The organism is Ruegeria sp. BB1 (assembly GCF_056539465.1).
The window spans coordinates 251,928-276,769 of the sequence record NZ_JBQFVB010000003.1; the positions used below are offsets into that span (position 1 = coordinate 251,928).

Below are 24,842 nucleotides of genomic sequence, written 5' to 3' on the forward strand. Positions count from 1 at the left end.
GTAAATAGGTCATGCGAAGAAAGATGGCGCCAGAACACCACCCCTACGGGTCAAAGTGTTCCGGCTTTAGCCGAACCAGATCCCGTAATACATTCGCATCCCTCCATTCATGTGACAGGCGCACGAAACCACAAAGAAGTTGATTTGTCATCCCCTTTTGAGACTTCGTGTCAGATGCTCAGCAATTCCTCGCGGGTCAGCGCAAAGCCTGATGCAATCCAGCGCGCCTCAAGCTCGGCCAGTTTTTTGCCCAGCGCGGGACCGGTGAAATCGGGAATCAGGTCGGTGGCCTTGATCGGGAAATCAGCCTCAGCCCCTTTGTGCAGATCGGTGCGCAAGGTTTCGCTCCACGGCTGTTCAAGGAAGGCGCAGCGCAGCAAGGTTTCGTGCAAGCCGCCCTCTTCGCCATAACGAAACCCCAGTTCGGCAACGCTGGCAGTACCGGATGCCTCATCCCGCATGCGGGTCAGACGTTGTAATTGCGCCTTGCTCAGGCGCAGGGTCTTGGCGATATCCGGTGTTGCGATTGCGGCCAGACGCCGAATTGACTCAGGGGCGGCCCCGGCCTGTTCCTCTAAGGCTATCAACGGTGCCAACGCACGGTCCTCGGCCCCTGGCAACAGCCGGGCCAGAACTCCCGATTGACGCATCGCGGCAATCGAGGGTGCCGGATCGGGTGCGCCCATAAGTTTCAGAAGTTCGGCCCCGACCCGTTCACGAGACAGGCCCTCTAGCCCGTCCAGATTAGACGCAATCGCCGCCAGAGCGTCCGGATCAAACCCAGCCTCGGCATCGCCATACCAGGCGTGAAACCGGAAATACCGCAGGGATCGCAGGTAATCCTCTCGAATGCGGTTCTCGGCGTTGCCGATAAAGCGCACGCGGCGGGATTGCAGGTCGGGCAGCCCGTTCAACGGGTCGAGAATACTGCCATCGGGCCGCGCATAGATCGCATTCATGGTGAAATCGCGGCGCGCGGCGTCTTCTTCCAACTTGTCGGAAAATGCCACCACCGCCCTGCGGCCATCGGTTTTCACGTCGCGGCGAAAAGTGGTGATCTCATGCGGGGCACCGCCACTGACCACAGTGATCGTGCCGTGGTCGATTCCGGTGGGGATGGCCTTGAGGCCCGTTGCCTGCGCCAGCTCCATCACCCGTTCGGGGCGCGCATCGGTGGCGATATCGATATCCGAGACCGGCGCGCCCAGCAGCGCGTTGCGCACGCAACCCCCGACGAACAACGCCTGCGCACCGGCGCCCGTCAACGCTGCACAGACCTTTTGCGTTGCCGGATCAGTAACCCAGGCCTCAGAAATTCGCGTCATTCATTCACCCGTGCGGCCAATCCCCGCAACATTCGGGCCGTCGCGCCCCAGATGTAGTAGGGGCCGAACGGCACCGTGAAATAATACCGTTTGTGACCACGCCAGCGGCGCGATTCAACGATATAATTCGCGGGGTTGAGGACATGTGCAAGCGGAACCGAAAACACCTCGTCCACTTCGCCCGGTTCGGGGGTCAGTTGAAACGGTTCGCGCAGGATCGCGACAACCGGTGTAACGGTAAAGGACGTGACGGTTTCATGAGACGATAGGTGGCCCAGAATCTCGGGCAAGTCGGGCGGCAGACCGATCTCCTCCTGCGCCTCACGCAGGGCAGTGGCGGTGACATCTACGTCGCCTTGATCCTGCTTACCGCCGGGAAAGGCGATCTGGCCGGGGTGGTGTTTCAGAGCCGAGGATCGTTTCGTCAGAATCAGCCGCGGCGTGTCGTCAAACACCGTGATCGGAACCAGCACCCCCGCCGGGCGCAATTTGCGCCCTTCAGGCAGGTTGGTTTCGGGGTTCAGGTCGAAATCGCTTGAACCGTGGCCGGGGCGGCGCAGGGCCGCCCGCAACTGGACCGTAGGATCAGGCGTCGTCCGCATCAAAGCCGACCGAACCCGGTTCCAGTATGTAATGTGCGCCACAGAACTGACAATCGGCGGTTACCTTGCCTTCGGGCGTGGTCATCTTTTCGATGTCCTTGGCCGAATAGATCGACAGGCTTTGCCGCACACGATCTTCCGAACAGGTGCAGCCGAATTGCACGGACTGAGCGTCATAGACCCGCGGCTGTTCCTCGTGAAACAGCCGGATCAACAGGTCGGTCGGCGCCACCGAAGGCCCGATCAATTCGAGATCCTCGACCGTATCCAACAGGATGTTGACGCGGCCCCAGTTTTCACTCTCTTCCCCGTCGACCAGATCTTCGGCGGTCAGGATCTGCCCCCCACCTTGTCCGTCCGCCACAAAGGGCGAGGCCTTGGGCATGTGCTGCAGCATCACTCCGCCCGCGCGCCAGTGTTCACCGACGCCCGGCTCGGTCGATTTGCCAAAGCTGAGCGAGAACCGCGTCGGCAGCTGCTCGGATTGTGCGAAATACGCCTCGGCACAGGCAGAGATCGAGCCCCCCGCCAGCGGAGTGATCCCCTGATACGGCTGCGTGCCTTCACCCTGGTCGATCATGATGGCGAAATAACCCTCGCCCACCTGATCAAACGGCCCGCCATCGGTCAGGCGGTCGCGATCATAGCTGGCATAGGCGCGGATGCGGGCCGGCTCTCCCTCGACCTTGGGCGCAAAGTAATCGGTCGCGATCATGCGCACCGGGCCCTTGGACTGCACCTGCAAAGACAGTTTCCAACGCAGCGAAACGGTCTGGCCGATCAACGCGGTCAGCAGGGCCATCTCGGCCACTAACGCCTCGACCTTTTCGGGATAGTCATGCTGCTTCAGGATGCCGTCCAGCACACCATCCAGACGGGCTACACGGCCGCGCATATCCGATACATCAAGTTGAAAGGGCAGGACAGTATCGTCCCACGCGATTTTCGTTCCAAGAGACATGGGGTTTCCTTACACGCCACGGGTTGGCATACCGGCACCATATAGGTTGAACAGATTGGGTTTGAAGGGGCCATACATGATCAGACGGTTCGGTGAAACCCCGGAAAAAGGGCGTACATATACACGCAGACCGGGTGTCTATGCGTTACTGCCGAAAGGAAAAGACCTGCTGGTCACGTGGTATGACGATGGGCTGAACCCCGAATTGCAGCTGCCGGGCGGTGGCATTGATCCGGGCGAATCCCCGATTACCGCGCTGCATCGCGAAGTGTTCGAAGAAACCGGCTGGCTGATCGCCGCCCCGCGGCGGATCGGTGCGTTTCGCCGATTCACCTTTATGCCTGAATATGACCTTTGGGCCGAGAAAATCTGCATGATCTACAGCGCCCGTCCGGTGCGCCGGATGGGACCGCCCCGCGAAGAGTTTCACGAGGCGCTTTGGATGGAAACTGCCGTTGCGGTGCAGATGCTTGGCAACGAGGGGGACCGTCACTTTGCCACCCGACATCTGAACAGTTTCTAAGCCCCGTTATATTCAAAGAACACGGCGGACACGTCATCATCCATGCCGCTACCCGGTGCCATGGCCTGCGTCATGCGCCAGAACATATCGTCCAGAAACTCAGTACCGCAGCGGTCGGGCGCACAATCGCGGGCCATCTGCTGCAGGCCTTCTTCCTCAAGCAAACCGCCATCGGCCAGACGACACTCGGTAAAGCCATCAGAATACAGCATCAGTTTATCGCCAGGTTGCAGGTAAGTTTCGATCCGCTGAAAGGACACATCGGGCAGCAAACCGATGGGCAGGCCACCCTCGCCCAGAAATTCGGCACTGCCGTCTTGGCGCAAAACAAGTGGATGCGGGTGCCCGGCCTGCACCATCTTAAGATGCCCGTTGCGCAGATCGACAATAGCATAAACCATGGTGAAGTATTCTTCGACGCCGGCATCGGCCATCAGGCGGCAATTGAGCATCTCGGCCACCTGTTCGGGTGGCAGCAGAGCATAGAACTTGTCAAAGCGTTTTTCCATCGCCACGTTCTGATCGAAATGATTGCTGGACAGATAGCCGCCCAATCGCGCTGTCATCATCGCCGAGGTGATACCGTGGCCCGACACGTCAATGCTGTAAAACCCCAGCCGATTGACCCCGGGCGAGAACATCCCCACCAGATCACCGCCAATATGCCCGCAGGGTTTCAGCAGCATGCTGACCCGCGATTTCCCGAAATCCCGCGTCAGTTCGGGGACAAGGGATTCCTGAATTTTCCGGGCCTGAATCAGGTCTTTGTCGATGGCATCATGCGCCACGCGCAGGTCTTCTAACGCGGATTCGATCATCCGGTTCTTCTCGGACAGTTCGCGCTGCATATCCAGAATCCGCGCCCCGGCCGAGATCCGCGCGCGCAGCTCATCCGCCTCAAGCGGTTTGATCAGGAAATCGTCCGCACCAGCGTCCAGCCCGCGCGCCACCTCTTGCTTTTCACTTTTTGAGGTCAACAGGATGAAGTAACTGTATTGATCACTTTCCAGCGCCCGGAAGGCACGGCAGAATTCCAGCCCGCTCATCCCCGGCATCACCCAATCGCTGAGAACCAGATCCGGCGGGTCGGTGGCGCACATCTCGATCGCGGCGTCGCCGTTATCGGCCTCTAGCACCTCAAAGCCCCACTTTTTCAGCGAGGCCACCAGAATACGACGTTGCAGCCGGCTGTCATCGACGACCAGCACCTTTTGGATCGCACCAAAATCCTGATCGGACCTGGCCTCTGCCTGACTGCCCTCTGCCACCTGAACCCTCTGTACTGTGACCTTTACGGAACGCAGCGACCCTAGCGCGGGGCGGTTTAACATCCGGTGAAGGCGTCTTTGTCTTGTTGCTTAACCCGCTCTTTACTCGCCGTGGGCTACGCAAGTCAGGTCGCGATATGTGTGGAGAGGCCGAACATGATCGACTGGTCCAGAGTCAGACAACTGCAGGATGAAGTGGGTGCCAACGAATTCGAAGAGGTGGTGCAGATCTTTCTGGACGAGGTTCAGGAAACCATCGACCGGCTGCATCAGGACACCGACCGGGCTGAGTTCGAACAGAACATGCATTTCCTCAAGGGCAGCGCGCTGAGTCTGGGGTTCGACCGGTTTTTCAAGCTGTGTCAGGACGCAGAGCGCAACGCCGCCGCTGGCAAGGCCAGTGACGTCGATCTGCCTGCCATCCTAACAGTCTATGACGACTCAAAAACTGTGTTCTTTGCCGAGAAAGTCGCAAACCTGTCCTAGATCACGAACTGCGCCAGCGTCTCGTCTTCGGTGATGTCGGCGTAGGTAAAGCCAGCCTCGTCCAGATGCGCGAACAGGCGTGCGAAATTCTCGGGCTTACGGGTTTCGATGCCGATCAGGACCGAACCGAAATTGCGCGCCGACTTCTTCATGTATTCGAACCGGGCGATATCGTCTTCCGGCCCTAATATGCCCAGAAACTCTTTCAACGCGCCGGGGCGCTGCGGCAGGCGCAGGATAAAGTACTTTTTGACGCCGGAATAACGCTGCGCCCGTTCCTTGACCTCGGGCAGACGTTCGAAATCGAAATTGCCGCCCGAGGTGACGCAGACAACGGTTTTGCCGCGGATAAAGCTTTGCACATCAGTCACCGCCTCGATCGCCAGAGCGCCTGCGGGCTCAAGCACGATGCCTTCGACATTCAGCATTTCGATCATGGTGGTGCAGATACGGTCTTCGGACAAGACCAGCACGTCGGACAGGTGGCGATCCTTGAGCAGTTCAAACGGTTTCGCCCCGATCTTCCCGACCGCTGCCCCATCGACAAAATTGTCGATCTGATCGAGCGCCACCGGATGTCCCGCCGCCATGGCCGCATGCAAACAGGCCCCGCCTTTGGGTTCGACAAACAGGCAATGGGTCCGATCCCCGAACCATGTCGCCACGCCCGAGGACATGCCGCCCCCGCCAACCGGCAGGATCACGTGATCCGGGACGCCGCCCAGCTGCGCCTCAACCTCGACAGCCAGAGACGCCTGCCCCTCGATCACATCCTCATCATCAAAGGGCGACAGAAAATGCCCGCCCTGCTGCGCACACCACGCCTGCGCAGCGGCCAGCGTGTCGTCGAAATAGTCTCCGGTCAGGTGAATTTCGATATTGTCGCCGCCAAATATGCGGGTTTTCTGAATTTTCTGCTGCGGCGTCGTCACCGGCATGAAGATCACACCACGCACGTTCAGGTGCTTGCACATATACGCCACGCCCTGCGCATGATTTCCCGCGCTGGCGCAGACGAAAAGCTCTTGCCCCTGCTGCTTGCGCATCGCGTTGAACGCACCGCGGATTTTGTAGGACCGCACCGGGCTGAGGTCCTCGCGCTTGAGCCAGATATCGGCGCCATAGCGGTCGGAAAGGTGAGCGTTCCGCTGCAACGGGGTTGGCGGAAACACGGTGCGCATCGCCTGTTCAGCGACGCGGGCGCGGGTCATGAAATCAGTCATGCCGGTTTCCCTGCCCGATCACCGTTGAAAGGGCAAGGAATACATATGTGTACTCAGCTTAGGTGAGTTCGCGTTTCTCGATGAACACGCCATAGATCGTCGTCAGAATGCTGACATTGATCAATGGGACGATCAGCATGCTCGCAAACAAAACTATCAATATCCCGATGATCGGGATGAAAAGCAGCAATGACGCCAGTAGCTGAAGCAATATTTGGAAGAGGATGGACAAGACGACCAGAAGTGCGATGGCTCCGCTTGCGCCCGAGGTCGCCTGCCACGCTTCAGACAGCTTTATGGGCTTTCCAATAGCTGCACCGGGCAGAATTGGTGAGGCACGATAGAATCCGATCGTAAGACATACGATCAAACCCACCCAGAAAATGGCCCCCAAAACCGCCGAGGATTGCGCCAACATACTCATGATCAACGCCGCAGGGATCATAAGGATGAAAGCCAACAAGAACAGCATCAAAAGACGCCCGAAATAGGCCAGAACGCGGTCAAATCGGAAAGGTGGAACTAGCCCCGACGGATACTCTTCGAGCAAAACAAACCTGTGCCATGATACTACAATCCAGAGCATTACGACGAACACTACGATCACGATGCAAAATAGGAATCCGAGTAACGTCATCACAGCAGTTGGGTCAGGGGTTGTAGCAGTGGCACCTTCGAATTGTTTGTGTGGGGCGTCGAAAAGAAAGAACAAGCCAATGGCCAAAAAGCCGCCAATGAGCGCAGGTACAACGGAAATCTGAAGCGCTTGCTTCAGGTTCCTCAGAACCATCTTTACCGAATGTACGAAAATCGCCAATCCCAGCATATACTCTGCCCTCTCAACCATTCCTTGTTCTCAATCCGCCCGTTTCACCGCAATTCCCACCCTGCGTCAATCCTCATAACTTGCCCCCGCGTCCAAAACCCGTTAGGGGCCAAGCGTCTTACGCATAAGGGGAAGTCAGATGTCCGCGCCCAAGAAAGTTGTTCTGGCCTATTCCGGTGGCCTTGATACCTCGATCATCCTGAAATGGTTGCAGACCGAGTACGGCTGTGAGGTCGTGACCTTCACCGCCGATCTGGGTCAGGGTGAAGAGCTGGAGCCCGCCCGCCAAAAGGCCGAGCTGCTGGGGATCAAGCCCGAAAACATCTATATCGAGGACATCCGCGAAGAGTTTGTTCGCGACTTCGTCTTCCCGATGTTCCGCGCCAATGCGCAATACGAAGGCCTGTATCTGCTGGGCACCTCAATCGCGCGTCCGCTGATCTCGAAGCGTCTGGTCGAGATTGCCGAGGCCACCGGTGCCGACGCCGTTGCACATGGCGCGACCGGCAAAGGCAACGATCAGGTGCGGTTCGAACTGGCCGCCTATGCCCTGAACCCCGACATCAAGGTCATTGCACCCTGGCGTGAATGGGACCTGACCAGCCGCACCAAGCTGTTGGAATTTGCCGAAGCGAACCAAATCCCAATTGCCAAGGACAAACGCGGTGAGGCGCCGTTCTCGGTCGATGCCAACCTGCTGCACACCTCGTCCGAAGGTAAGGTTTTGGAAGACCCCGCAGATCAGGCGCCAGACTATGTCTATCAGCGTACCGTCCACCCCGAGGACGCACCGAACGAGCCCGAGTTCATTGAGATCGGCTTTGAAAAAGGCGACGCGGTCAGCATCAATGGCGAGGCGATGAGCCCCGCAACCATCCTGACCAAGCTGAACGAATATGGCGGCAAGCACGGTATTGGCCGTCTGGACCTGGTCGAAGGTCGTTTCGTGGGCATGAAATCGCGCGGTATCTACGAAACACCCGGCGGTACCATCCTGCTGGAAGCGCACCGTGGAATCGAATCCATCACCATGGACCGCGGCGCGATGCACCTGAAAGATCAGCTGATGCCGCAATATGCCGAGCTGATCTATAACGGCTTCTGGTACAGCCCCGAGCGGGAAATGCTGCAAGCCGCCATCGACAAATCTCAGGACCATGTCACCGGCACTGTCCGCGTGAAACTGTACAAAGGTCTGGCTTCGACCGTGGGTCGCTGGTCGGATCATTCGCTGTATTCTGAAGAGCATGTGACGTTCGAAGATGACGCCGGCGCCTATGACCAAAAAGACGCGGCCGGATTTATCCAGTTGAACGCGCTGCGCCTGAAATTGCTGGCGGCGCGGGATAAGCGCCTGTCCAAGTGATCGACGACGACGACATCAACGACGAACTCGATCTGTTCATCGAAGCGCAGGACGCGGTCTGGTCCGACGTCCTGCGCGAATTGGAACAAGGACAGAAAACCAGCCACTGGATGTGGTTTGTATTTCCGCAATTGGCCGAACTTGGCCGGTCTCACATGGCGCAGCTGTACGGGATCGAGGATTTGGATGAGGCCACAGCTTATCTGGATAATCCAGACCTCCGCCAGCGCCTGACCAAGGTTGCTGGGTTGATGTTACAGCACAAAGGGCGCGATGCCAGTGACATTCTGGGTGGGATTGACGCAAAGAAACTGCGGTCCTCGATGACGTTGTTTGCATCCGTGCCCGGAGCTCCGTCAGAGTTTCAGACTGTTCTTGATGCCTTTTATGATGGGCAACCCTGTGAGCGGACCCGGCAAATCCTGCAAATGTCGTGACTGCAGGGTCCAGTTGGGTCACCCTTGCACAAGAACGCCCATTCTCTTTACGTATAGGCAAATTGTGAAGGGGACAAAGATGCTGCAGGACATCGCCAACGGCATTCAGCAAGGCTTGGATGGCAAAAGCTTTGAGGGCTCGCTGAAATTCGATTGTGGCGAGGATGGGGTCATCGTTCTGGCCGATAATCGGGCCAGCACACAGGATCGCGACACCGATTGCACCATCCGCATTTCGCAGGACAACCTGACCAAATTACTGACGGGCAAGCTGAACCCGATGACCGGCGTAGCATTAGGCAAGCTCAAGATTTCGGGCAATATGGGTGTAGCGATGAAGTTGGGACAACTGCTAGGTTAAGACGATAAACTCGTCTCACCACCCCGTGACAAACCATGTCAGCGGATTGCACCAACGCATAAGTCAGGGCAGCCTTATCCCGAAAAGGAGACCTGCCATGACCCGCATCGCCTATCTCGATTTTTTCAAACCTACGCTTCAGTTCACGCTGATCGCTCTTGTCGCCCTGCTGCGTGCCGCCCCGGCACCCGCCGCCGGGTTCGAAACCCTGACGGTTGCAGGGGGCTGTTTCTGGTGCGTCGAATCCGATTTCGAATCCGTTCCGGGCGTGACTGGCGCCGTGTCGGGTTTCACCGGTGGCAGTACCGCCAATCCAACCTATGATCAGGTCACCAAAGGCGGAACCGGCCATTACGAGGCGGTTCAGATCACCTTTGACCCGGCCCGCGTTTCCCGTGAAACCCTGCTGAGCATGTTCTTCCGTTCGGTCGACCCAACGGATGCGGACGGTCAGTTCTGTGACCGGGGTGACAGCTACCGCACGGCCATTTTCGTCTCTAACGCTGGGGAAAAAGCCCTAGCTCAGCAAGCCAAGACAAGTGCCCAGAACGCTCTGGGGCAACAGATCGTGACGCCAATCCTGCAGCAAGGGGCATTCTACCCGGCTGAGGCCTATCATCAGGATTACTATAAGGGGAACAAGCTGGTCCTGACCCGCTTTGGCCCCAAACGCCAGCACAGCGCGTACAAAGCCTATCGCAAAGCCTGCGGCCGTGATGACCGGGTCAAGCAGCTTTGGGGCAGTGACGCACCGTTCGCGGGGTCTTAATCGAGCCGCGCTTCGCGCACCTCTTTGAGATCGGGAATAACATCAGCTGTGCCGTGCCGCGTGACCATCAAGGCCGCGGCACGGTTTGCTTGGGAAATCACCTGTGCCATTGGCATCCCGCGATCCATTCCTGCCAGAACATAGCCGGTGAAAGTATCCCCTGCGCCAGTGGTATCCACGGCCTTTACCTTGTGCGCCGGAAAATCCGTAGCGGCGCCGCGATGGTAATACCGCGCTCCTTTTGACCCCAAAGTGACGATCACATGCTCGACCTCAAGGTCGGTAACGGATTGCCCGGTTGCCTGCTGTAGTTGTTCAGCCTCGATCTCATTCAGGATCAGAAAATCCAGATACGGCAACACGGCCTGAACCGCGTCAGCCTGGAACGGTGCGGCGGCATAGCAGACAGTCAGCCCCAGATCGCGCCCCATCTTTGCGGCTTCGACCTGTAGGTTGGTTTCGTTCTGCATCACCAGCACATCACCTTGCAGGGCCGAGGACAGCGCTTGCCCCAACTGACCCTGAGTGATCGCGTGGTTTGAACCGGGGAACAGAATGATGTTGTTCTCACCCTGTGCGTCCACCGCAATGATGGCATGACCGGTCGGAACCTCGACTCCAGTGATATGGCGCGTGTCCACGCCATATTCGGTCAGACGATCCAGCGCCCAGCGCCCATCCGGCCCCACGGCCCCGATATGCGCCACTTGCGCCCCGGCCCGTGCGGCCGCCACAGACATATTTGCCCCTTTGCCACCCAGATACCGATCCAGCCGATTGGCTGAAAGCGTCTCTCCCGGTCCGGGCAGGTGCGGCACGTCATAAATCATGTCCGCGTTGATCGAGCCGAGGTTCCAGATCGTCATGGCTTAAGCAATATCGCACGAGGCCAGGATGGCCATGTTCAGAATATCATTCGCCGTCGACCCGGTCGAACAGATCTGGATCGGCTTGTCGACACCAGACAGAATCGGGCCAATCACCGTGGACCCGCCCATTTCCTGCATCAGCTTGGTCGAGATCGACGCCGAATGCCGAGCGGGAACGATCAGGATATTCGCCGGGCCGGTCAGGCGCTGGAACGGATAGCCTGCCTGCTGATCCTCGTTCAGGGCAACGTCCACGGTCATCTCGCCCTCGTATTCGAAATCCACTTTGCGCTTATCCAGCACGACAGGCGCGCGGTGCATCTTTTCGGCCCGTTCCGACACCGGATACCCAAAGGTCGAGAAACTGACGAAGGCCACGCGCGGCTCAAGCCCCATATGACGGGCCACTGCGGCCGAGCGTTCGGCGATATTGGCCAGGTCATTCTCGTCCGGCCATTCATGCACCAGCGTATCACCGATCAGCACGATCCGCCCCTTGTGCAGCAGCGCGGTCACACCTACCGCACCATGCGCTTTGTCCGCGTCGAACACGTGATTGATCCGGTCCAGCACATGCGCCGATTTGCGCGTGGCCCCGGTTACCAGGCCATCACCGTGCCCATGCGCCAGCATCAGGGATGAGAACACATGCCGGTCACGTGCCGCCAGGCGGTAAATATCCTTGCTATCAAAACCTTTGCGCTGCAGGCGCTTGTACAGGAAATCGGTATAGGTCTCGAGATGCGTGGTGTTGGCGGCATTCACCACCTCCAACTCGCGCACGGCATCGCCCAGCCCGGCCTCTTCCAGCTTTTGTTTTACGTCATCGGGGCGACCGACAACCAGGGCCTTGCCGAATCCAGACCGCTGATAGGTCACAGCAGCGCGCAGTACACGTGGATCGTCACCTTCGGCGAAGATCATGCGGCTTTGCGCTTGGCGCGCACGGGCGTTCAGACCGCGCAGGATGCTGGCGGTCGGGTCCATGCGGGATTTGAGGCTCAGCTCATAGGCGTCCATGTCGATGATCGGACGCCGCGCTGCGCCGGTATCCATGCCCGCCTTGGCCACGGCAGGTGGGATACGATGGATCAGTCGGGGATCAAACGGTGTCGGGATGATATAATCGCGACCGAAGGTCAGCGATTTGCCATAAGCCATCGCAACCTCATCCGGCACATCCTCGCGCGCCAGACGGGCCAGCGCATGGGCGCAGGCAATCTTCATCTCGTCATTGATGGCACGGGCGTGAATGTCCAGCGCACCCCGGAACAGATAGGGGAAGCCCAGCACGTTGTTGACCTGGTTCGGATAATCGCTGCGTCCGGTGGCGACGATGGCATCCACACGCACCTCATGCGCTTCTTCCGGCGTGATTTCAGGGTCGGGGTTGGCCATGGCGAAAATCACCGGGTTGTCGGCCATGCTGGCGACCATGTCCTGCGTGACCGCACCTTTGACCGACACGCCCAGGAACACATCCGCGCCGTTCATAGCGTCTTCCAGCGTGCGCAGATCAGTGGTGATGGCGTGTGCCGATTTCCACTGGTTCATCCCTTCGGTACGGCCCTGATAGATTACGCCCTTGGTGTCGCAGACGATGCAGTTTTCATGCCGCGCACCCATTGCCTTGAGCAGTTCTATACAGGCGATCCCAGCAGCACCTGCACCGTTCAGAACGATCCTCACATCCTCGATCTTTTTGCCCGAGATATGCAGCGCGTTCAGCAGACCTGCCGCGCAGATCACCGCCGTGCCGTGTTGATCATCGTGAAAGACGGGAATGTCCATCTCTTCCTTCAGGCGCTGTTCGATGATGAAACACTCGGGCGCCTTGATGTCTTCCAGATTGATGCCGCCAAAGGTCGGCCCCATCAGCTTCACTGCGCGGCAGAATTCATCTGGGTCTTCAGTGTCCAACTCGATATCGATCGAGTTCACATCGGCAAACCGTTTGAACAGGACCGACTTCCCCTCCATCACCGGTTTTGAGCCCAACGCGCCCAGATTTCCAAGACCCAGAACCGCCGTGCCGTTCGAGATTACCGCGACCAGATTGCCCTTGTTGGTATAGTCATAGGCCGTTTCGGGGTTTTCCGCGATTGCTTCACATGGAACAGCGACACCGGGACTATAGGCCAGCGACAGATCACGCTGGGTTGTCATTGGAACCGTGGCCTGCACCTCCCACTTGCCGGGAGTGGGGTCCAGGTGAAAGGCCAGGGCTTCTTCGTCGGTAATTTTCGCTTTGGGCATCTGATATGTCGTTTCTTTACATCTGTTGGGCTGTCGCCTCATAGCGCAGGAAAACGCGCGCCTCAACGAGAATGAGTTTTCGGCTTTTACAGAAGATGCGGGATTTGTAAGGTCGCGCCCGGAACACGCCAAAAGGGGTCAGCCTTGTCCACAGTCACGCCGATGATGGCGCAATATCTCGAAATCAAAGAGGCCCACGCCGATGCCCTGCTGTTCTACCGTATGGGCGATTTCTACGAGATGTTCTTCGAAGATGCCGTCAACGCAGCCGAGGCGTTGGATATCGCCCTGACCAAACGCGGCAAGCATAACGGCACCGACATCCCGATGTGCGGTGTACCTGTTCATTCCGCCGAAGGTTATTTGCTGACCCTGATCCGCAAGGGCTTTCGCGTGGCAGTCTGCGAGCAGATGGAAAGCCCGGCCGAGGCGAAGAAAAGAGGCTCTAAATCAGTAGTAAAGCGCGATGTCGTGCGTCTGGTGACACCCGGCACACTGACCGAAGATGCCCTTTTGGAAGCCCGCCGCCACAACTTTCTGGCCGCCTATGCCGAAGTGCGGGATGAGGCCGCCTTGGCCTGGGCTGATATCTCTACCGGGGCGTTTCACGTGATGCCTTTGACAACCGTGCGGCTGAGCCCCGAACTGGCACGGCTTGCCCCGTCCGAACTGATCGTTGCCGACGGATCGGAACAGGCTTTGCAGGAACCAGTCCGTGATTTGGGAATTTCGCTAACCCCCATCGGCCGCGCCAGTTTTGACAGCACGGCCGCCGAAAAACGTATTTGCGGATTGTTCCACGTGGGCGCTTTGGATGCGTTTGGAAATTTCGGTCGGGCCGAGGTTTCGGCAATGGGTGCCTTGATCGACTATCTTGAGATCACGCAAAAGGGCAAACTGCCCCTGCTGCAGACCCCCTTGAAGGAATCAGAGGATCGCGTTGTCCAGATCGACGCCGCCACACGCCGCAATCTTGAACTGACCCGTTCCTTGTCGGGTGGTCGCGCCGGATCCCTATTGTCGGTGGTCGATCGCACCGTCACTCCGGGCGGGGCAAGGTTGCTGGAACAGCGCTTGTCCAGCCCCTCGCGCAATCTGGACGTGATCCATGCCCGGCTGGATGCTGTGAGTTTTGCAGCTGAGGACAGTCTGACCGCCTCAGACCTGCGCGATGCCCTGCGCAAAACCCCTGATCTGGACCGCGCCCTGTCGCGCCTGTCGCTGGAACGGGGTGGCCCTCGTGATCTGGCCGCCATCCGCAACGGAATGACGCAGGCAGCTGCTATTGCAGGTATCTGTGACACACAGAATTTGCCGGTTCTGCTGGCCACCGCAGTGCAGAACTTGATCGGGTTTGACGATCTTTTGACCTTGTTGGATGAGGCCCTTGTGGCAGAACCACCCCTGCTGGCCCGTGACGGCGGTTTCATCGCTCCGGGTTTTGACACGGAACTGGATGAAGCCCGCAAACTGCGCGACGAAGGCCGATCCGTCATTGCGGGATTTCAACAGAAATACGCAGAACACACCGGCATTGCTTCGCTGAAGATCAAGCATAACAACGTGCTGGGTTATTTCATCGAAACCACGGCCACCCATGCCGAGAAGATGCTGAACCCGCCATTTTCTGAGACCTATATCCACCGCCAGACCACTGCCAATCAGGTGCGGTTTACAACCGTCGAACTGTCCGAGATCGAAACCCGCATCCTGAACGCCGGTAATTTGGCATTGGAAATAGAAAAGAGGCTCTATCAAAGGCTTTCTGACGAGATTCTGGACCGCGCCGCGCGTCTCAACCAAGCCGCCCGGGGGCTCGCCGAGCTGGATTTGACCACCGCATTGGCCGATCTGGCGCGCGGAGAAAATTGGTGCCGTCCCCAGGTCGACACATCGCGCGCCTTCCACGTGCAGGGTGGACGTCATCCGGTTGTGGAACACGCGCTGCGCCAACAAAGCGGCGATGCCTTCATTGCCAATGATTGCGATCTCAGCGCGGATCAGGGCGCGGCTATCTGGCTGCTGACCGGTCCCAACATGGCAGGTAAATCGACCTTCCTGCGTCAGAACGCCCTGATTGCCCTGCTGGCCCAGATGGGCAGTTATGTTCCCGCTGAACAGGCGCATATCGGTGTGGTCAGCCAATTATTCAGCCGCGTCGGCGCATCCGACGATCTGGCCCGGGGCCGTTCGACCTTTATGGTGGAAATGGTCGAGACGGCCGCCATCCTGAATCAGGCCGACGACCGCGCGCTGGTGATTCTCGATGAAATTGGCCGTGGCACGGCCACCTATGACGGCCTGTCCATCGCCTGGGCCACGCTGGAACATCTGCACGCCGCCAACCAATGCCGCGCGCTGTTCGCCACCCACTACCACGAACTCACCGCCCTGGCCGGCAAGTTGGAGGGTGTCGGCAGCGCCACCGTGGCAGTCAAGGAGTGGGAAGGTGAGGTCATTTTCCTGCACGAAGTCCACAAGGGGGCCGCCGACCGCTCCTATGGGGTGCAAGTCGCGCAGCTTGCCGGTCTGCCCGCATCGGTGGTGGATCGAGCCCGCGTCGTACTGGACCAGTTGGAAAAAACCGAACGCGAAGGCGGCAAACAAAAGGCGCTGATCGACGATCTGCCGCTATTTTCCGCCGCTCCGCCGCCCCCGCCACCTGCATCCAAGGCATCGCCGGTCACGGATATGCTGGACGACGTGCTGCCTGATGAGCTGACCCCGCGCGAGGCACTGGACCTGATTTATAAACTGAAAGAGGCGGCCAGATCCTGACCGCCTCAAAAAAATTTTGGTTTTAAAGCCGCTTAGCTTGAAGGTGTCGACGACACACCCACTTGCGCCGGTCGCAGTAGACGATCATGCAGCATGAAGCCTTCGGCCGATACCTGAATGATGTCACCGGCGCGGGTTCCAGGAACCGGCGCTTCGAACATCGCCTCATGCACGTTTGGATCAAATCGATCGCCAACCTCGGGCGTGATCACCTCGATCCCGTGTTTTTGGAATACATCCTTCAGCGCCCGCATGGTCAGCTCGATCCCTTCCAGCAGACCGGCGGCCACTTCTTTCTGCTCATCGGTCGCGGCTTCGAGTGCGCGCTTCATGTTGTCGTAGACCGGCAGCATATCACGCGCCAGTTTCGAACCGCCGTATTGCTCAGCATCGCGCCGCGCTTTGTCGCCACGCTTACGGGCGTTTTCGGCATCTGCCAGCGCACGCATAAACTTATCTTTGTAATCGTCGCGCTCAGCGCGCAACTCATCCAGCTCTAGCGCTTCGTCGCTGAACTCAGCGATTTCTTCAGCCAGCTCTTCAGCTTCAGCCATTGCGATATTGTCCAGAAAATCTTCGTCCTTGGGCTCTGCCATCTCTTACCCTCTAGCTCCGGTCGGATATCAGCTTGCCGACCAGTTGCGCCGTATAATCCACGATCGGTACGATCCGTCCATAATTCAAACGCGTGGGCCCGATGACCCCGACCGCGCCGATTATCTTTCGATCAGCGTTCATATATGGAGACACCACCAAAGAGGAACCCGAAAGTGAGAAAAGTTTGTTCTCAGAGCCGATAAAAATGCGCACACCCTCGCCTTCTTCGGTCAATTCAAGGAATTCCGCGATGTCTCGTTTGCGTTCCAGATCATCAAACAGGGAGCGGATTCGGTCCAGCTCCTCAACTTCACCCGGTTCACCCAGCAGATTCGCCCGCCCGCGCACAATCAGACGGGCCGAGTCGCCTCCATCCCCGTCCCAAGCCGCCATGCCGCTTTCGACCATTTCCCGTGCCAGCACGTCAATCTCTTGTTTACGCGCGTCAATCTGCGCCTGCATCTGACGGCGCACTTCGCCAAGCGTGCGGCCTTCGATCAGTGCGTTTAGAAAATTCGCCGCTTCGCGCATCGAACTGGGTGTCTGCCCCGGTGGCGGTGTAAACAGGCGGTTTTCAACGTGCCCGTCAGCAAAAACCAACACCACTAATGCACGGTCATGAGCTAACGAAACAAATTCGATATGCTTGATCTCGGATTCTTGCTTGGGAGTCAAAACTAAGGAGGCACCATGTGTCACGTGTGACAAGGCCGAACCCACGCGATCCAGCATCCCGCCCACATCGCCTGCGTTAGACCCTAATGTTTCGTCCAGTTTCTGCCGATCAGCGGCGCCCAGATCGCCAACCTCAAGCAAACCATCGACAAACATACGCAAGCCTTGCTGCGTCGGAATGCGCCCCGCACTGACATGGGGGCTGTCGAGCAAGCCCAGAAACTCCAGATCCTGCATGACGTTGCGCACGGTGGCGGCGCTGACTTTTTCCGACAATGTGCGGGTCAGAGTGCGGCTGCCAACAGGCTCACCGCTGTCCAAATAGCTTTCGACGATCAGCCGGAACACCTCACGTGACCGGTCGTTCATCTCGTTCAGAATTTTGCTCGCTTCGCTCATCAGCGGTCCCCTGCTGGGCCGTCATTAAATCGCAGGCATATGAAAGGTCAATCGGGGTTGCATCGTAAGCCATGAGGGCGTTATCCCCAACCCAGCAAACAAAGGATTTTCCATGCGACCCTCAGGACGAGATTTAAGCGAAATGCGCGCCGTTTCAATCGAAACGGAGTTCACCAAACATGCCGAAGGTTCCTGCCTGATCAAAATGGGTGACACCCATGTACTGTGCACCGCCACGATCGAGGATCGCGTACCCCCCTTCATCAAAGGCTCGGGCCTGGGCTGGGTTACGGCTGAATACGGTATGCTGCCCCGCGCCACTAACACTCGGATGCGGCGCGAGGCGGCGTCGGGCAAGCAAGGTGGGCGCACCGTTGAAATCCAGCGCCTGATCGGTCGTGCCCTGCGCGCCGGTGTGGACCGGGTAGCCCTGGGCGAGCGTCAGATCACTGTGGACTGTGATGTGATCCAAGCCGATGGGGGCACTCGTTGTGCTTCGATCACTGGTGGTTGGGTTGCACTGCGGCTGGCGGTGAACAAACTGATGAAGGCCGGGGACGTAATCTCGGATCCGTTGATAGACCCTGTTGCAGCGGTTTCTTGCGGTATTTATGCCGGCCAGCCCGTACTGGATCTGGACTACCCAGAGGACAGCGAAGCAGGCGTGGATGGCAATTTCATCATGACCGGTTCGGGCAAATTGATCGAAGTGCAAATGAGCGCCGAGGGTTCCGTCTTTAGCCGCGCGCAGATGGATCAGCTGATGGATCTGGCCGAAAAAGGTGTGGCCGAGCTGGCCGCAGCCCAGAAAGCCGCAACCGCATGACCCGCAAGTTCGACAGCAACAGGCTGCTGGTGGCCACGCACAACAAGGGAAAGCTTGAGGAGATGAAACATCTCCTTGAACCCTTCGGCGTGACCGTTGTTGGCGCGGCTGAGATGGACCTGCCCGAACCGGATGAAACTGAGGACACGTTCGTCGGCAATGCCCGGATCAAGGCCCATGCTGCCGCCCAAGCCACTGGCATGCCTGCCCTGTCGGACGATTCCGGGATTACCATTGATGCGCTGGATGGCGCTCCGGGTGTTTACACCGCTGATTGGGCCGAAACCGGTGATGGTCGCGATTTCCTGATGGCCATGACCCGCGCCCACGATAAGCTAGAGGCTAAAGGCGCCGCCCATCCCCGCACGGCGCAGTTCCGATGCACTCTGGTACTGGCCTGGCCCGATGGGCATGACGAGGTATTCGAAGGCATCGCCCCTGGTCAACTGGTCTGGCCCATCCGTGGCAAGGACGGGTTCGGCTATGATCCAATGTTTGTCCCTGACGGGTACGACATTACCTTTGCCGAGATGGATCGCTGGGAAAAGAACAAGATCAGCCATCGCGGCCGCGCTGTGGAAATGTTCGTGAAGGGCTGCTTTGGCGGATGATTGGCGCAACGGGGGCTTCGGCCTGTACGTGCATTGGCCTTTTTGCGAGGCCAAGTGCCCTTATTGCGACTTCAATAGCCATGTTTCACGTAATATCGATCAAAAACAATGGGTTAATGCATATTTGGATGAGCTGCGCCGCACGGCTGCCGAAACACCAGGCCGGGTTTTAAACACGATCTTTTTCGGCGGCGGCACGCCGTCGTTAATGGACCCAGACACTGTCGCCGCTGTGATCGATCAGGCCCGGGCCCTCTGGCATCCGGCCAATGACATGGAAATCACGCTTGAGGCCAATCCGGGCTCGGTCGAGGCTGGCCGTTTTGCCGCATATCGGGACGCCGGGGTGAACCGCATCTCGATGGGGGTTCAGGCGCTTAATGACGAAGATTTGCGTCGATTGGGTCGCATTCACACTGTGGCTGAGGCACGTTCTGCCTTTGATATTGCCAGAAATTGCTTTGATAGGGTCAGTTTTGACCTGATCTACGCCCGCCAACACCAAACCCCCGAAGACTGGCGAGCCGAACTGACCGAAGCCCTTTCGATGGCTGTCGACCACCTGTCGCTGTACCAGCTGACCATCGAGAACGGAACCGCCTTTGGGGATCGCTATGCCGTTGGTAAACTGCGTGGCCTACCCGAAGATGACAGCGCTGCCGACATGTATTTGGAAACACAGGACATCTGCGAGGCACATGGCCTGCTGACCTATGAGATTTCCAACCACGCACGCCCCAGCGCTGAATCACAGCACAACCTGATCTATTGGCGCTATGGCGACTATGTCGGCATCGGGCCTGGTGCCCATGGGCGCGTCACCTTGAATGGTCAAAAACTGGCTACAGAAACCTACCTGTCCCCAAACGCTTGGCTAACTGCTGTCGGAAAAGGCAACGGAGAAAAAGAACGCTCGCCCCTATCAGCGCAAGAGCAGGCCAAAGAATACCTTATGATGGGGTTAAGAGTTGTAGAGGGTCTATATATTGATAGATATAATGCCCTGGCAGATCACCCGTTGCCGCAGGACAAATTGGCCGATCTGACGGAATTTGGGATGATCAAACAGACAAATGGCCGATTGATTGCCACCAAAGATGGGCGCGCCGTTTTAAATGCGGTGATCAGGGAACTTTTGGGATAGATGATGCAATATGTTTGGGCCACCCTGGGTTTGATTTGCGTTGGCTTCGCGGTGGTCGGCATCGTTCTGCCCTTATTGCCTACTGTTCCTTTTTTGCTGCTGGCCGCGTTTTTCTTTGCACGGTCGTCTTCTCGCCTGCACAACTGGTTGATTACACATCGCACTTTCGGCCCGTTGATCCTTGACTGGCAAACGTCCGGCGCTATCCGACCTGGGGCAAAAAAGGCGGCCACCATTTCGGTTGCCGCCGTGTTCGGGCTATCGGTTCTGTTGTCCCTGCCGTCTCATGTCCTGATCATTCAGGCCGTGGTTTTGGGCGCAGTGATGTTATTTATCTGGACCCGGCCTAACGGCTAAGCTTGGCGCACAGATCGTCCAACTGATCCAGGTTTTCATAGGTCAGCACCACTTGCCCGGTTTCTGATCCAGCCTTGTGATTGATCGCAACTTTCATCGCCAGAATTGCCGACAGATCTTTTTCCAAGGCTCGCGTATCAGCGTCTTTACCCGCATCCAGGTTTCGGGAACGCGGGGCAGCTTTCGCCGGATCTGCCTGTTGTTTTTTCACCAGCGCTTCGGTTGCGCGAACCGAAAGCCCATCCCGTACTACGATTTTCGCCAGTTCTGATGGGTTTTCGGCCGTTATCAACGCTCGTGCGTGCCCAGCAGACAGCTTACCTTCGATGACCAGCGTCTGAACGTCCAAGGGCAACGACAGTAAGCGCAATAGGTTCGCAATATGACTGCGGCTTTTCCCCAAGGCTTCGGCCAACTTCTCTTGAGTATGCCCGAAACGGTCCATCAACTGCTTATAGCCAGCAGCTTCTTCGACCGCATTCAGGTCAGCCCGCTGTATGTTTTCTATAATGGCGACTTCCAACACCTCTGTGTCGTCAAACTCACGCACAATAACCGGAATATCATGCAACTGCGCCATCTGAGCAGCGCGCCAACGCCGTTCCCCGGCTACGATTTCATATCCGCCATTGCTGATTTCCCGCACAATCAACGGTTGAATAATGCCCTTTTCTTTGACAGAGGCTGCCAGTTCATCCAATTGATCCGCTGAGAATGTACGGCGCGGCTGGTTTGGATTGGCCTGCAGCTTTTCAATCGGAACTTTCATGTCCGGACGACGCGGTTCTGTAGTCACCAGACCTTCGGCTTCCTGCGTTACATCTGCCATCAGGGCAGATAGTCCCCGGCCCAAACCTCTGGGTTTTGATTTTTTGACGGCCACTGCGCCCTCCTCACTGCCGCTCAGGCAGCGGCATTTTTGTTCTTGTGAATGACTTCACGCGCCAAATGTCGATACGCCATCGCACCCAACGATCCCGAGTCATACTGCAACACCGGCAAGGCGTATGACGGCGCCTCACTGACCCGCACATTTCTGGGTATCTTGGTTTTAAATACCATCTCACCCAGATTGTCACGTGCATCCTTTTCAACCTGACGGGACAAGTTGTTGCGGTTGTCATACATGGTCAACACAACACCTTCGATTCTCAGGTCCGGATTCGCAGTTTGCCGAACCTCTCGGATCGTCAACATCAACTGCGATAGCCCTTCCAGCGCAAAGAATTCACTTTGCAGGGGAACCAGAACGGAATGGGCGGCTACCATCGCATTCACGGTAAGCAAGTTCAGAGATGGCGGGCAGTCGATCAGCACAAAATCAAGCTCAAACTGGTCGATCGAGGTCTGACGCAGGGCGTCATGCAACAAATAGCTGCGTTTTTCATTGGAAATCAGTTCGATATCCGCCGAGCTTAGATCAACGGTTGCCGGTATTACCAGCAACCCGCCAATTTCTGTCTCTTGTACCACAGCTTCAAGCGGTGCATCGTCCAGGATCAAATCGTATGTGGTCCAATCCCTGTCCTCAACACCCAAACCGGTTGACGCGTTCCCCTGTGGATCCAGATCCACCACAAGAACCCTGCTTCCTGCTTCTGCCAAACCGGCCGCAAGGTTGATCGCAGTTGTTGTTTTTCCCACCCCACCCTTTTGATTGGCGACCGCAATTATCCGGGGCCCTGAGGGACGAGACAGATCAACCACGCGATACTCCTTTGATCCTTAGAATAACAGCTTGGGGCTCAGTTAAACTTGTAATCGGCTCACAGTCGAAATTCCATTCCTTGCGCGCGTCATTCAACTCTTTTTTCCAGCTTGCGCCTTTCGGCAACAGCGCCGTACCGGACTCTTTTAAATGCCTGTCACAAAAGGACAATAACGTGGACAAATCCGCAAGGGCACGGGCAGACAAAATATCCGCATTCAGAGAGTCTACGGATTCGATCCTTTTTGAAACAATAGAACAGTTTGCCCCGCATTCCCGTGCAACGCTACGCAGAAAGGCAGATTTACGCTGATCGCTTTCTACAAATGTAAATCGCGCCTCTGGCGCTTCCTCTATAGCCATGATCGCGCAAACCATGCCAGGGAAACCACCGCCGCTGCCCAAATCTACCCAATTATGGAACACATCCGAACACCGGTATACCTGCACTGAATCCAGAATATGCCGTGACCAGATGTCATTCAGGCTGTTGCGCGACACCAGATTTATCTTGGGATTCCAGCGCCGAACCAGTTCTACATAGGTTTCAAGACGGCTAAATGTTTCACGTGAAACATCTAAACCTTTAAATACCTCATAGCTCATGCCTTTCGGACCTTTTGCTCTCGCCTCAACTTGGCCAGCAGTAGGGTCAAAGCGGCGGGCGTCACGCCCTCTACCCGCCCGGCCTGAGCAATATTGATAGGCTTTACCTCAGACAGTTTTTGTTTCATCTCAGAGGACAGGCCTTCCAACGCCGAATAATCGAAATCGCGTGGTATTTCATAGGATTCATCGCGTTTCATGGCTTCAACGTCTTTTTTCTGGCGCGCAATATAATTTGCATAAAGCGCATCCCGTTCGACCTGGCTTCGGATATCTTCCTCAATATCTTGCAAACCCGCCTCAAGCGGAATCAGATCATTGAACGTAACATCAGGAAAAGCCAGCAAAGCCATGCCATCTCGGCGATTTCCGTCCTGATTGACATTGATTCCAACTGCACGGACCTCCTTTGGTGTATAAGTCCGGTCTGTCAGAATTGACTTAGCAGCTGTAAGTTTCTCTATCTTTTCATGAAATCTTTCAGCCCGCGTATCACCAACACATCCAAGGTCAATTCCAAGAGGTGTTAATCGCTGATCAGCGTTATCAGCCCGAAGAGACAACCTGAACTCTGCCCGAGAGGTGAACATCCGATAAGGTTCTGCAACCCCTCGCGTAGTCAAGTCATCGATCATAACGCCTATATAGCTGTCAGCACGCGTGAAATGAACGGGTTCCCGATCCAGGACAGCGAGTGCTGCATTCAGACCAGCGACAAGCCCTTGTGCGGCTGCTTCTTCATATCCTGTAGTCCCGTTAATTTGTCCGGCAAGATATAGCCCCGGGGCATCAGGCAAGGACAAGGACGACGTCAGAACACGGGGATCAATATAGTCATATTCAATTGCATAGCCCGGTTGCAGGATCTCCGCCTTTTCCAGACCTTTGATCGACCGCACATAATCATGCTGGACGTCCTGCGGAAGCGAAGTTGAGATCCCGTTTGGATAGATCGTGTGATCATGGATCCCTTCAGGCTCAAGGAAAATCTGATGGGATTCTTTCTCGGCAAACCGAACAATCTTATCCTCAATCGAAGGGCAATATCTGGGCCCGACCCCATCAATATGACCGCCATACATTGCCGACCGTGACAGATTTTTTTCAATTATCTCATGTGTACGCGCATTCGTATGCGTTATTCCGCACGAGATTTGGGGTGCGACAGCTGACTCAGATAAAAACGAGAATAGCGTCGGATCTTCGTCTCCATCCTGCCGCTCTAGATCTGACCAATCAATGGTTCGACCGTCCAACCGGGGTGGTGTACCTGTTTTCAATCGCCCCATTGGAAGGTTTAAGCTGTCCAATCGCTCTGCCAGTTTGACAGAAGGTCGGTCCCCCATTCGCCCGCCGGGTCGGGAAACGTCTCCGATATGAATCACACCACGCAGAAAGGTCCCGGATGTAAGTATCACGGCCGAGGCATGAATCTCGGACCCATCTGCCAATTGTATTCCGACGATACGAGGTCCAACTGTCAGAAAATCTGTGACCTCCCCGACCACCACGGATAAATGCTCTTGCGCCTGTGTCACTTTCTGCATGGCATCACGATACAGTGCCCGGTCTGCCTGAGTCCTTGGGCCCTGCACAGCTGGGCCTTTGCGGCGATTCAGCAATCTAAATTGAATACCGGCCTGGTCCGCAACGCGGCCCATGACACCATCCATCGCGTCGATTTCGCGAACCAGGTGGCCTTTCCCCAAACCCCCAATGGCAGGATTGCAGGACATCACTCCAATATCGGACGCAGACAGCGTCACCAATGCCGTCTCAACCCCCACGCGTGCAGCGGCATGGGCGGCCTCGGTTCCGGCATGTCCGGCGCCAATCACAACAACATCGAACTTTGAATGTTTCACGTGA

The 24,842-nt window shown here is 57.1% G+C and carries 25 protein-coding genes; 11 read left to right on the forward strand and 14 right to left on the reverse strand.

Features of this window, described 5'->3' with window-relative positions; all coding sequences use genetic code 11:
- Window positions 1-170: 170 nt before the first annotated feature.
- Genes ACR0AL_RS10595 through hslO form a run of 3 tightly spaced genes read right to left on the reverse strand, consistent with a single transcriptional unit; the run spans window position 171 to window position 2,888 of the window.
- Entirely contained in the window at window positions 171-1,325 is a 1,155-nt protein-coding gene (locus ACR0AL_RS10595; protein ID WP_480662936.1) for a CCA tRNA nucleotidyltransferase, read from the reverse strand.
- Window positions 1,322-1,927: a CoA pyrophosphatase gene (locus ACR0AL_RS10600; RefSeq protein WP_170349574.1), complete on the reverse strand. Its 606-nt coding sequence runs from the start codon at window positions 1,925-1,927 to the stop codon at window positions 1,322-1,324. The genes ACR0AL_RS10595 and ACR0AL_RS10600 overlap by 4 nt, the downstream gene beginning before the upstream one ends.
- Complete coding sequence (hslO, locus tag ACR0AL_RS10605) at window positions 1,911-2,888, reverse strand: Hsp33 family molecular chaperone HslO (protein WP_170349573.1); 978 nt, start codon at window positions 2,886-2,888, stop codon at window positions 1,911-1,913. Before hslO ends, ACR0AL_RS10600 begins: the two co-directional genes overlap by 17 nt.
- A 76-nt stretch (window positions 2,889-2,964) precedes the next feature.
- Between hslO and ACR0AL_RS10610 the strand changes: the two genes are divergently transcribed.
- Complete coding sequence (locus tag ACR0AL_RS10610; RefSeq protein WP_480662938.1) at window positions 2,965-3,411, forward strand: NUDIX hydrolase; 447 nt, start codon at window positions 2,965-2,967, stop codon at window positions 3,409-3,411.
- Here ACR0AL_RS10610 and ACR0AL_RS10615 read toward each other — a convergent pair.
- A complete protein-coding gene (locus ACR0AL_RS10615; RefSeq protein WP_367648257.1) occupies window positions 3,408-4,679 on the reverse strand; it encodes a PP2C family protein-serine/threonine phosphatase in 1,272 nt (423 codons plus the stop codon). The genes ACR0AL_RS10610 and ACR0AL_RS10615 overlap by 4 nt on opposite strands.
- Before the next feature lie 156 nt (window positions 4,680-4,835).
- On the opposite strand from ACR0AL_RS10615, the gene ACR0AL_RS10620 reads away from it, so the two are divergent.
- Window positions 4,836-5,165, forward strand: coding sequence for an Hpt domain-containing protein (locus ACR0AL_RS10620; RefSeq protein ID WP_480662940.1), 330 nt, complete (start codon window positions 4,836-4,838; stop codon window positions 5,163-5,165).
- On the opposite strand, the gene ilvA is transcribed toward ACR0AL_RS10620, so the two are convergent.
- A complete protein-coding gene (gene ilvA / locus ACR0AL_RS10625) occupies window positions 5,162-6,388 on the reverse strand; it encodes a threonine ammonia-lyase IlvA (protein ID WP_480662942.1) in 1,227 nt (408 codons plus the stop codon). The two genes, ACR0AL_RS10620 and ilvA, sit on opposite strands and share 4 nt — an antisense overlap.
- Before the next feature lie 58 nt (window positions 6,389-6,446).
- Entirely contained in the window at window positions 6,447-7,235 is a 789-nt protein-coding gene (locus ACR0AL_RS10630) for a hypothetical protein (RefSeq protein ID WP_254441058.1), read from the reverse strand.
- 118 nt (window positions 7,236-7,353) lie between these two features.
- Here ACR0AL_RS10630 and ACR0AL_RS10635 point away from each other — a divergent pair, with 118 nt between their 5' ends.
- The 4 genes from ACR0AL_RS10635 to msrA all read left to right on the forward strand — a co-directional run bounded on the left by ACR0AL_RS10635 (window position 7,354) and on the right by msrA (window position 10,147).
- Window positions 7,354-8,580, forward strand: coding sequence for an argininosuccinate synthase (locus ACR0AL_RS10635; RefSeq protein ID WP_170361039.1), 1,227 nt, complete (start codon window positions 7,354-7,356; stop codon window positions 8,578-8,580).
- The gene (locus ACR0AL_RS10640; RefSeq protein WP_170506395.1) at window positions 8,577-9,017 is read left to right on the forward strand and encodes a DUF1810 domain-containing protein; all 441 of its coding nucleotides are present in this window, start codon (window positions 8,577-8,579) and stop codon (window positions 9,015-9,017) included. The genes ACR0AL_RS10635 and ACR0AL_RS10640 overlap by 4 nt, the downstream gene beginning before the upstream one ends.
- Before the next feature lie 79 nt (window positions 9,018-9,096).
- Window positions 9,097-9,378: an SCP2 sterol-binding domain-containing protein gene (locus ACR0AL_RS10645; protein WP_170349566.1), complete on the forward strand. Its 282-nt coding sequence runs from the start codon at window positions 9,097-9,099 to the stop codon at window positions 9,376-9,378.
- A gap of 97 nt (window positions 9,379-9,475) precedes the next feature.
- Window positions 9,476-10,147, forward strand: a complete 672-nt coding sequence (gene msrA / locus ACR0AL_RS10650; RefSeq protein ID WP_480662945.1) for a peptide-methionine (S)-S-oxide reductase MsrA — start codon at window positions 9,476-9,478, stop codon at window positions 10,145-10,147.
- Here msrA and ACR0AL_RS10655 read toward each other — a convergent pair.
- Complete coding sequence (locus ACR0AL_RS10655; protein ID WP_170506400.1) at window positions 10,144-11,013, reverse strand: ribokinase; 870 nt, start codon at window positions 11,011-11,013, stop codon at window positions 10,144-10,146. The two genes, msrA and ACR0AL_RS10655, sit on opposite strands and share 4 nt — an antisense overlap.
- 3 nt (window positions 11,014-11,016) lie before the next feature.
- Complete coding sequence (locus ACR0AL_RS10660) at window positions 11,017-13,272, reverse strand: NADP-dependent malic enzyme (RefSeq protein ID WP_170506403.1); 2,256 nt, start codon at window positions 13,270-13,272, stop codon at window positions 11,017-11,019.
- Window positions 13,273-13,434: 162 nt separating this feature from the next.
- On the opposite strand from ACR0AL_RS10660, the gene mutS reads away from it, so the two are divergent.
- The gene (gene mutS / locus ACR0AL_RS10665) at window positions 13,435-16,050 is read left to right on the forward strand and encodes a DNA mismatch repair protein MutS (RefSeq protein ID WP_170349841.1); all 2,616 of its coding nucleotides are present in this window, start codon (window positions 13,435-13,437) and stop codon (window positions 16,048-16,050) included.
- A gap of 32 nt (window positions 16,051-16,082) precedes the next feature.
- Here mutS and ACR0AL_RS10670 read toward each other — a convergent pair whose 3' ends face one another.
- Both ACR0AL_RS10670 and hrcA read right to left on the reverse strand, forming a co-directional pair.
- A complete protein-coding gene (locus ACR0AL_RS10670; protein WP_480662947.1) occupies window positions 16,083-16,646 on the reverse strand; it encodes a nucleotide exchange factor GrpE in 564 nt (187 codons plus the stop codon).
- Window positions 16,647-16,656: 10 nt separating this feature from the next.
- Window positions 16,657-17,721 carry a heat-inducible transcriptional repressor HrcA gene (hrcA, locus tag ACR0AL_RS10675; protein WP_170361045.1) on the reverse strand — a complete coding sequence of 355 codons (1,065 nt, stop codon included), beginning with the start codon at window positions 17,719-17,721 and terminating at the stop codon, window positions 16,657-16,659.
- 112 nt (window positions 17,722-17,833) lie between these two features.
- Here hrcA and rph point away from each other — a divergent pair, with 112 nt between their 5' ends.
- Genes rph through ACR0AL_RS10695 form a run of 4 tightly spaced genes read left to right on the forward strand, consistent with a single transcriptional unit; the run spans window position 17,834 to window position 20,659 of the window.
- On the forward strand, window positions 17,834-18,547 hold the full coding sequence (gene rph, locus ACR0AL_RS10680; RefSeq protein ID WP_170349560.1) for a ribonuclease PH: 714 nt from the start codon (window positions 17,834-17,836) through the stop codon (window positions 18,545-18,547).
- Window positions 18,544-19,158: an RdgB/HAM1 family non-canonical purine NTP pyrophosphatase gene (rdgB, locus tag ACR0AL_RS10685; protein WP_480647532.1), complete on the forward strand. Its 615-nt coding sequence runs from the start codon at window positions 18,544-18,546 to the stop codon at window positions 19,156-19,158. Before rph ends, rdgB begins: the two co-directional genes overlap by 4 nt.
- Window positions 19,148-20,302, forward strand: a complete 1,155-nt coding sequence (gene hemW, locus ACR0AL_RS10690) for a radical SAM family heme chaperone HemW (protein WP_480662949.1) — start codon at window positions 19,148-19,150, stop codon at window positions 20,300-20,302. Before rdgB ends, hemW begins: the two co-directional genes overlap by 11 nt.
- Before the next feature lie 3 nt (window positions 20,303-20,305).
- Window positions 20,306-20,659 (forward strand): YbaN family protein, encoded by a 354-nt coding sequence (locus ACR0AL_RS10695; RefSeq protein WP_170411117.1) that lies wholly within the window; start codon window positions 20,306-20,308, stop codon window positions 20,657-20,659.
- Here ACR0AL_RS10695 and ACR0AL_RS10700 read toward each other — a convergent pair.
- Genes ACR0AL_RS10700 through mnmG form a run of 4 tightly spaced genes read right to left on the reverse strand, consistent with a single transcriptional unit; the run spans window position 20,649 to window position 24,838 of the window.
- Complete coding sequence (locus ACR0AL_RS10700) at window positions 20,649-21,542, reverse strand: ParB/RepB/Spo0J family partition protein (RefSeq protein ID WP_170411121.1); 894 nt, start codon at window positions 21,540-21,542, stop codon at window positions 20,649-20,651. The two genes, ACR0AL_RS10695 and ACR0AL_RS10700, sit on opposite strands and share 11 nt — an antisense overlap.
- Window positions 21,543-21,562: 20 nt before the next feature.
- Complete coding sequence (locus tag ACR0AL_RS10705) at window positions 21,563-22,366, reverse strand: ParA family protein (RefSeq protein WP_170349556.1); 804 nt, start codon at window positions 22,364-22,366, stop codon at window positions 21,563-21,565.
- Window positions 22,359-22,973, reverse strand: a complete 615-nt coding sequence (rsmG, locus tag ACR0AL_RS10710) for a 16S rRNA (guanine(527)-N(7))-methyltransferase RsmG (protein ID WP_170349555.1) — start codon at window positions 22,971-22,973, stop codon at window positions 22,359-22,361. The genes ACR0AL_RS10705 and rsmG overlap by 8 nt, the downstream gene beginning before the upstream one ends.
- Window positions 22,970-24,838: a tRNA uridine-5-carboxymethylaminomethyl(34) synthesis enzyme MnmG gene (gene mnmG, locus ACR0AL_RS10715; protein ID WP_480662951.1), complete on the reverse strand. Its 1,869-nt coding sequence runs from the start codon at window positions 24,836-24,838 to the stop codon at window positions 22,970-22,972. The genes rsmG and mnmG overlap by 4 nt, the downstream gene beginning before the upstream one ends.
- Between the last annotated feature and the right edge of the window lie 4 nt (window positions 24,839-24,842).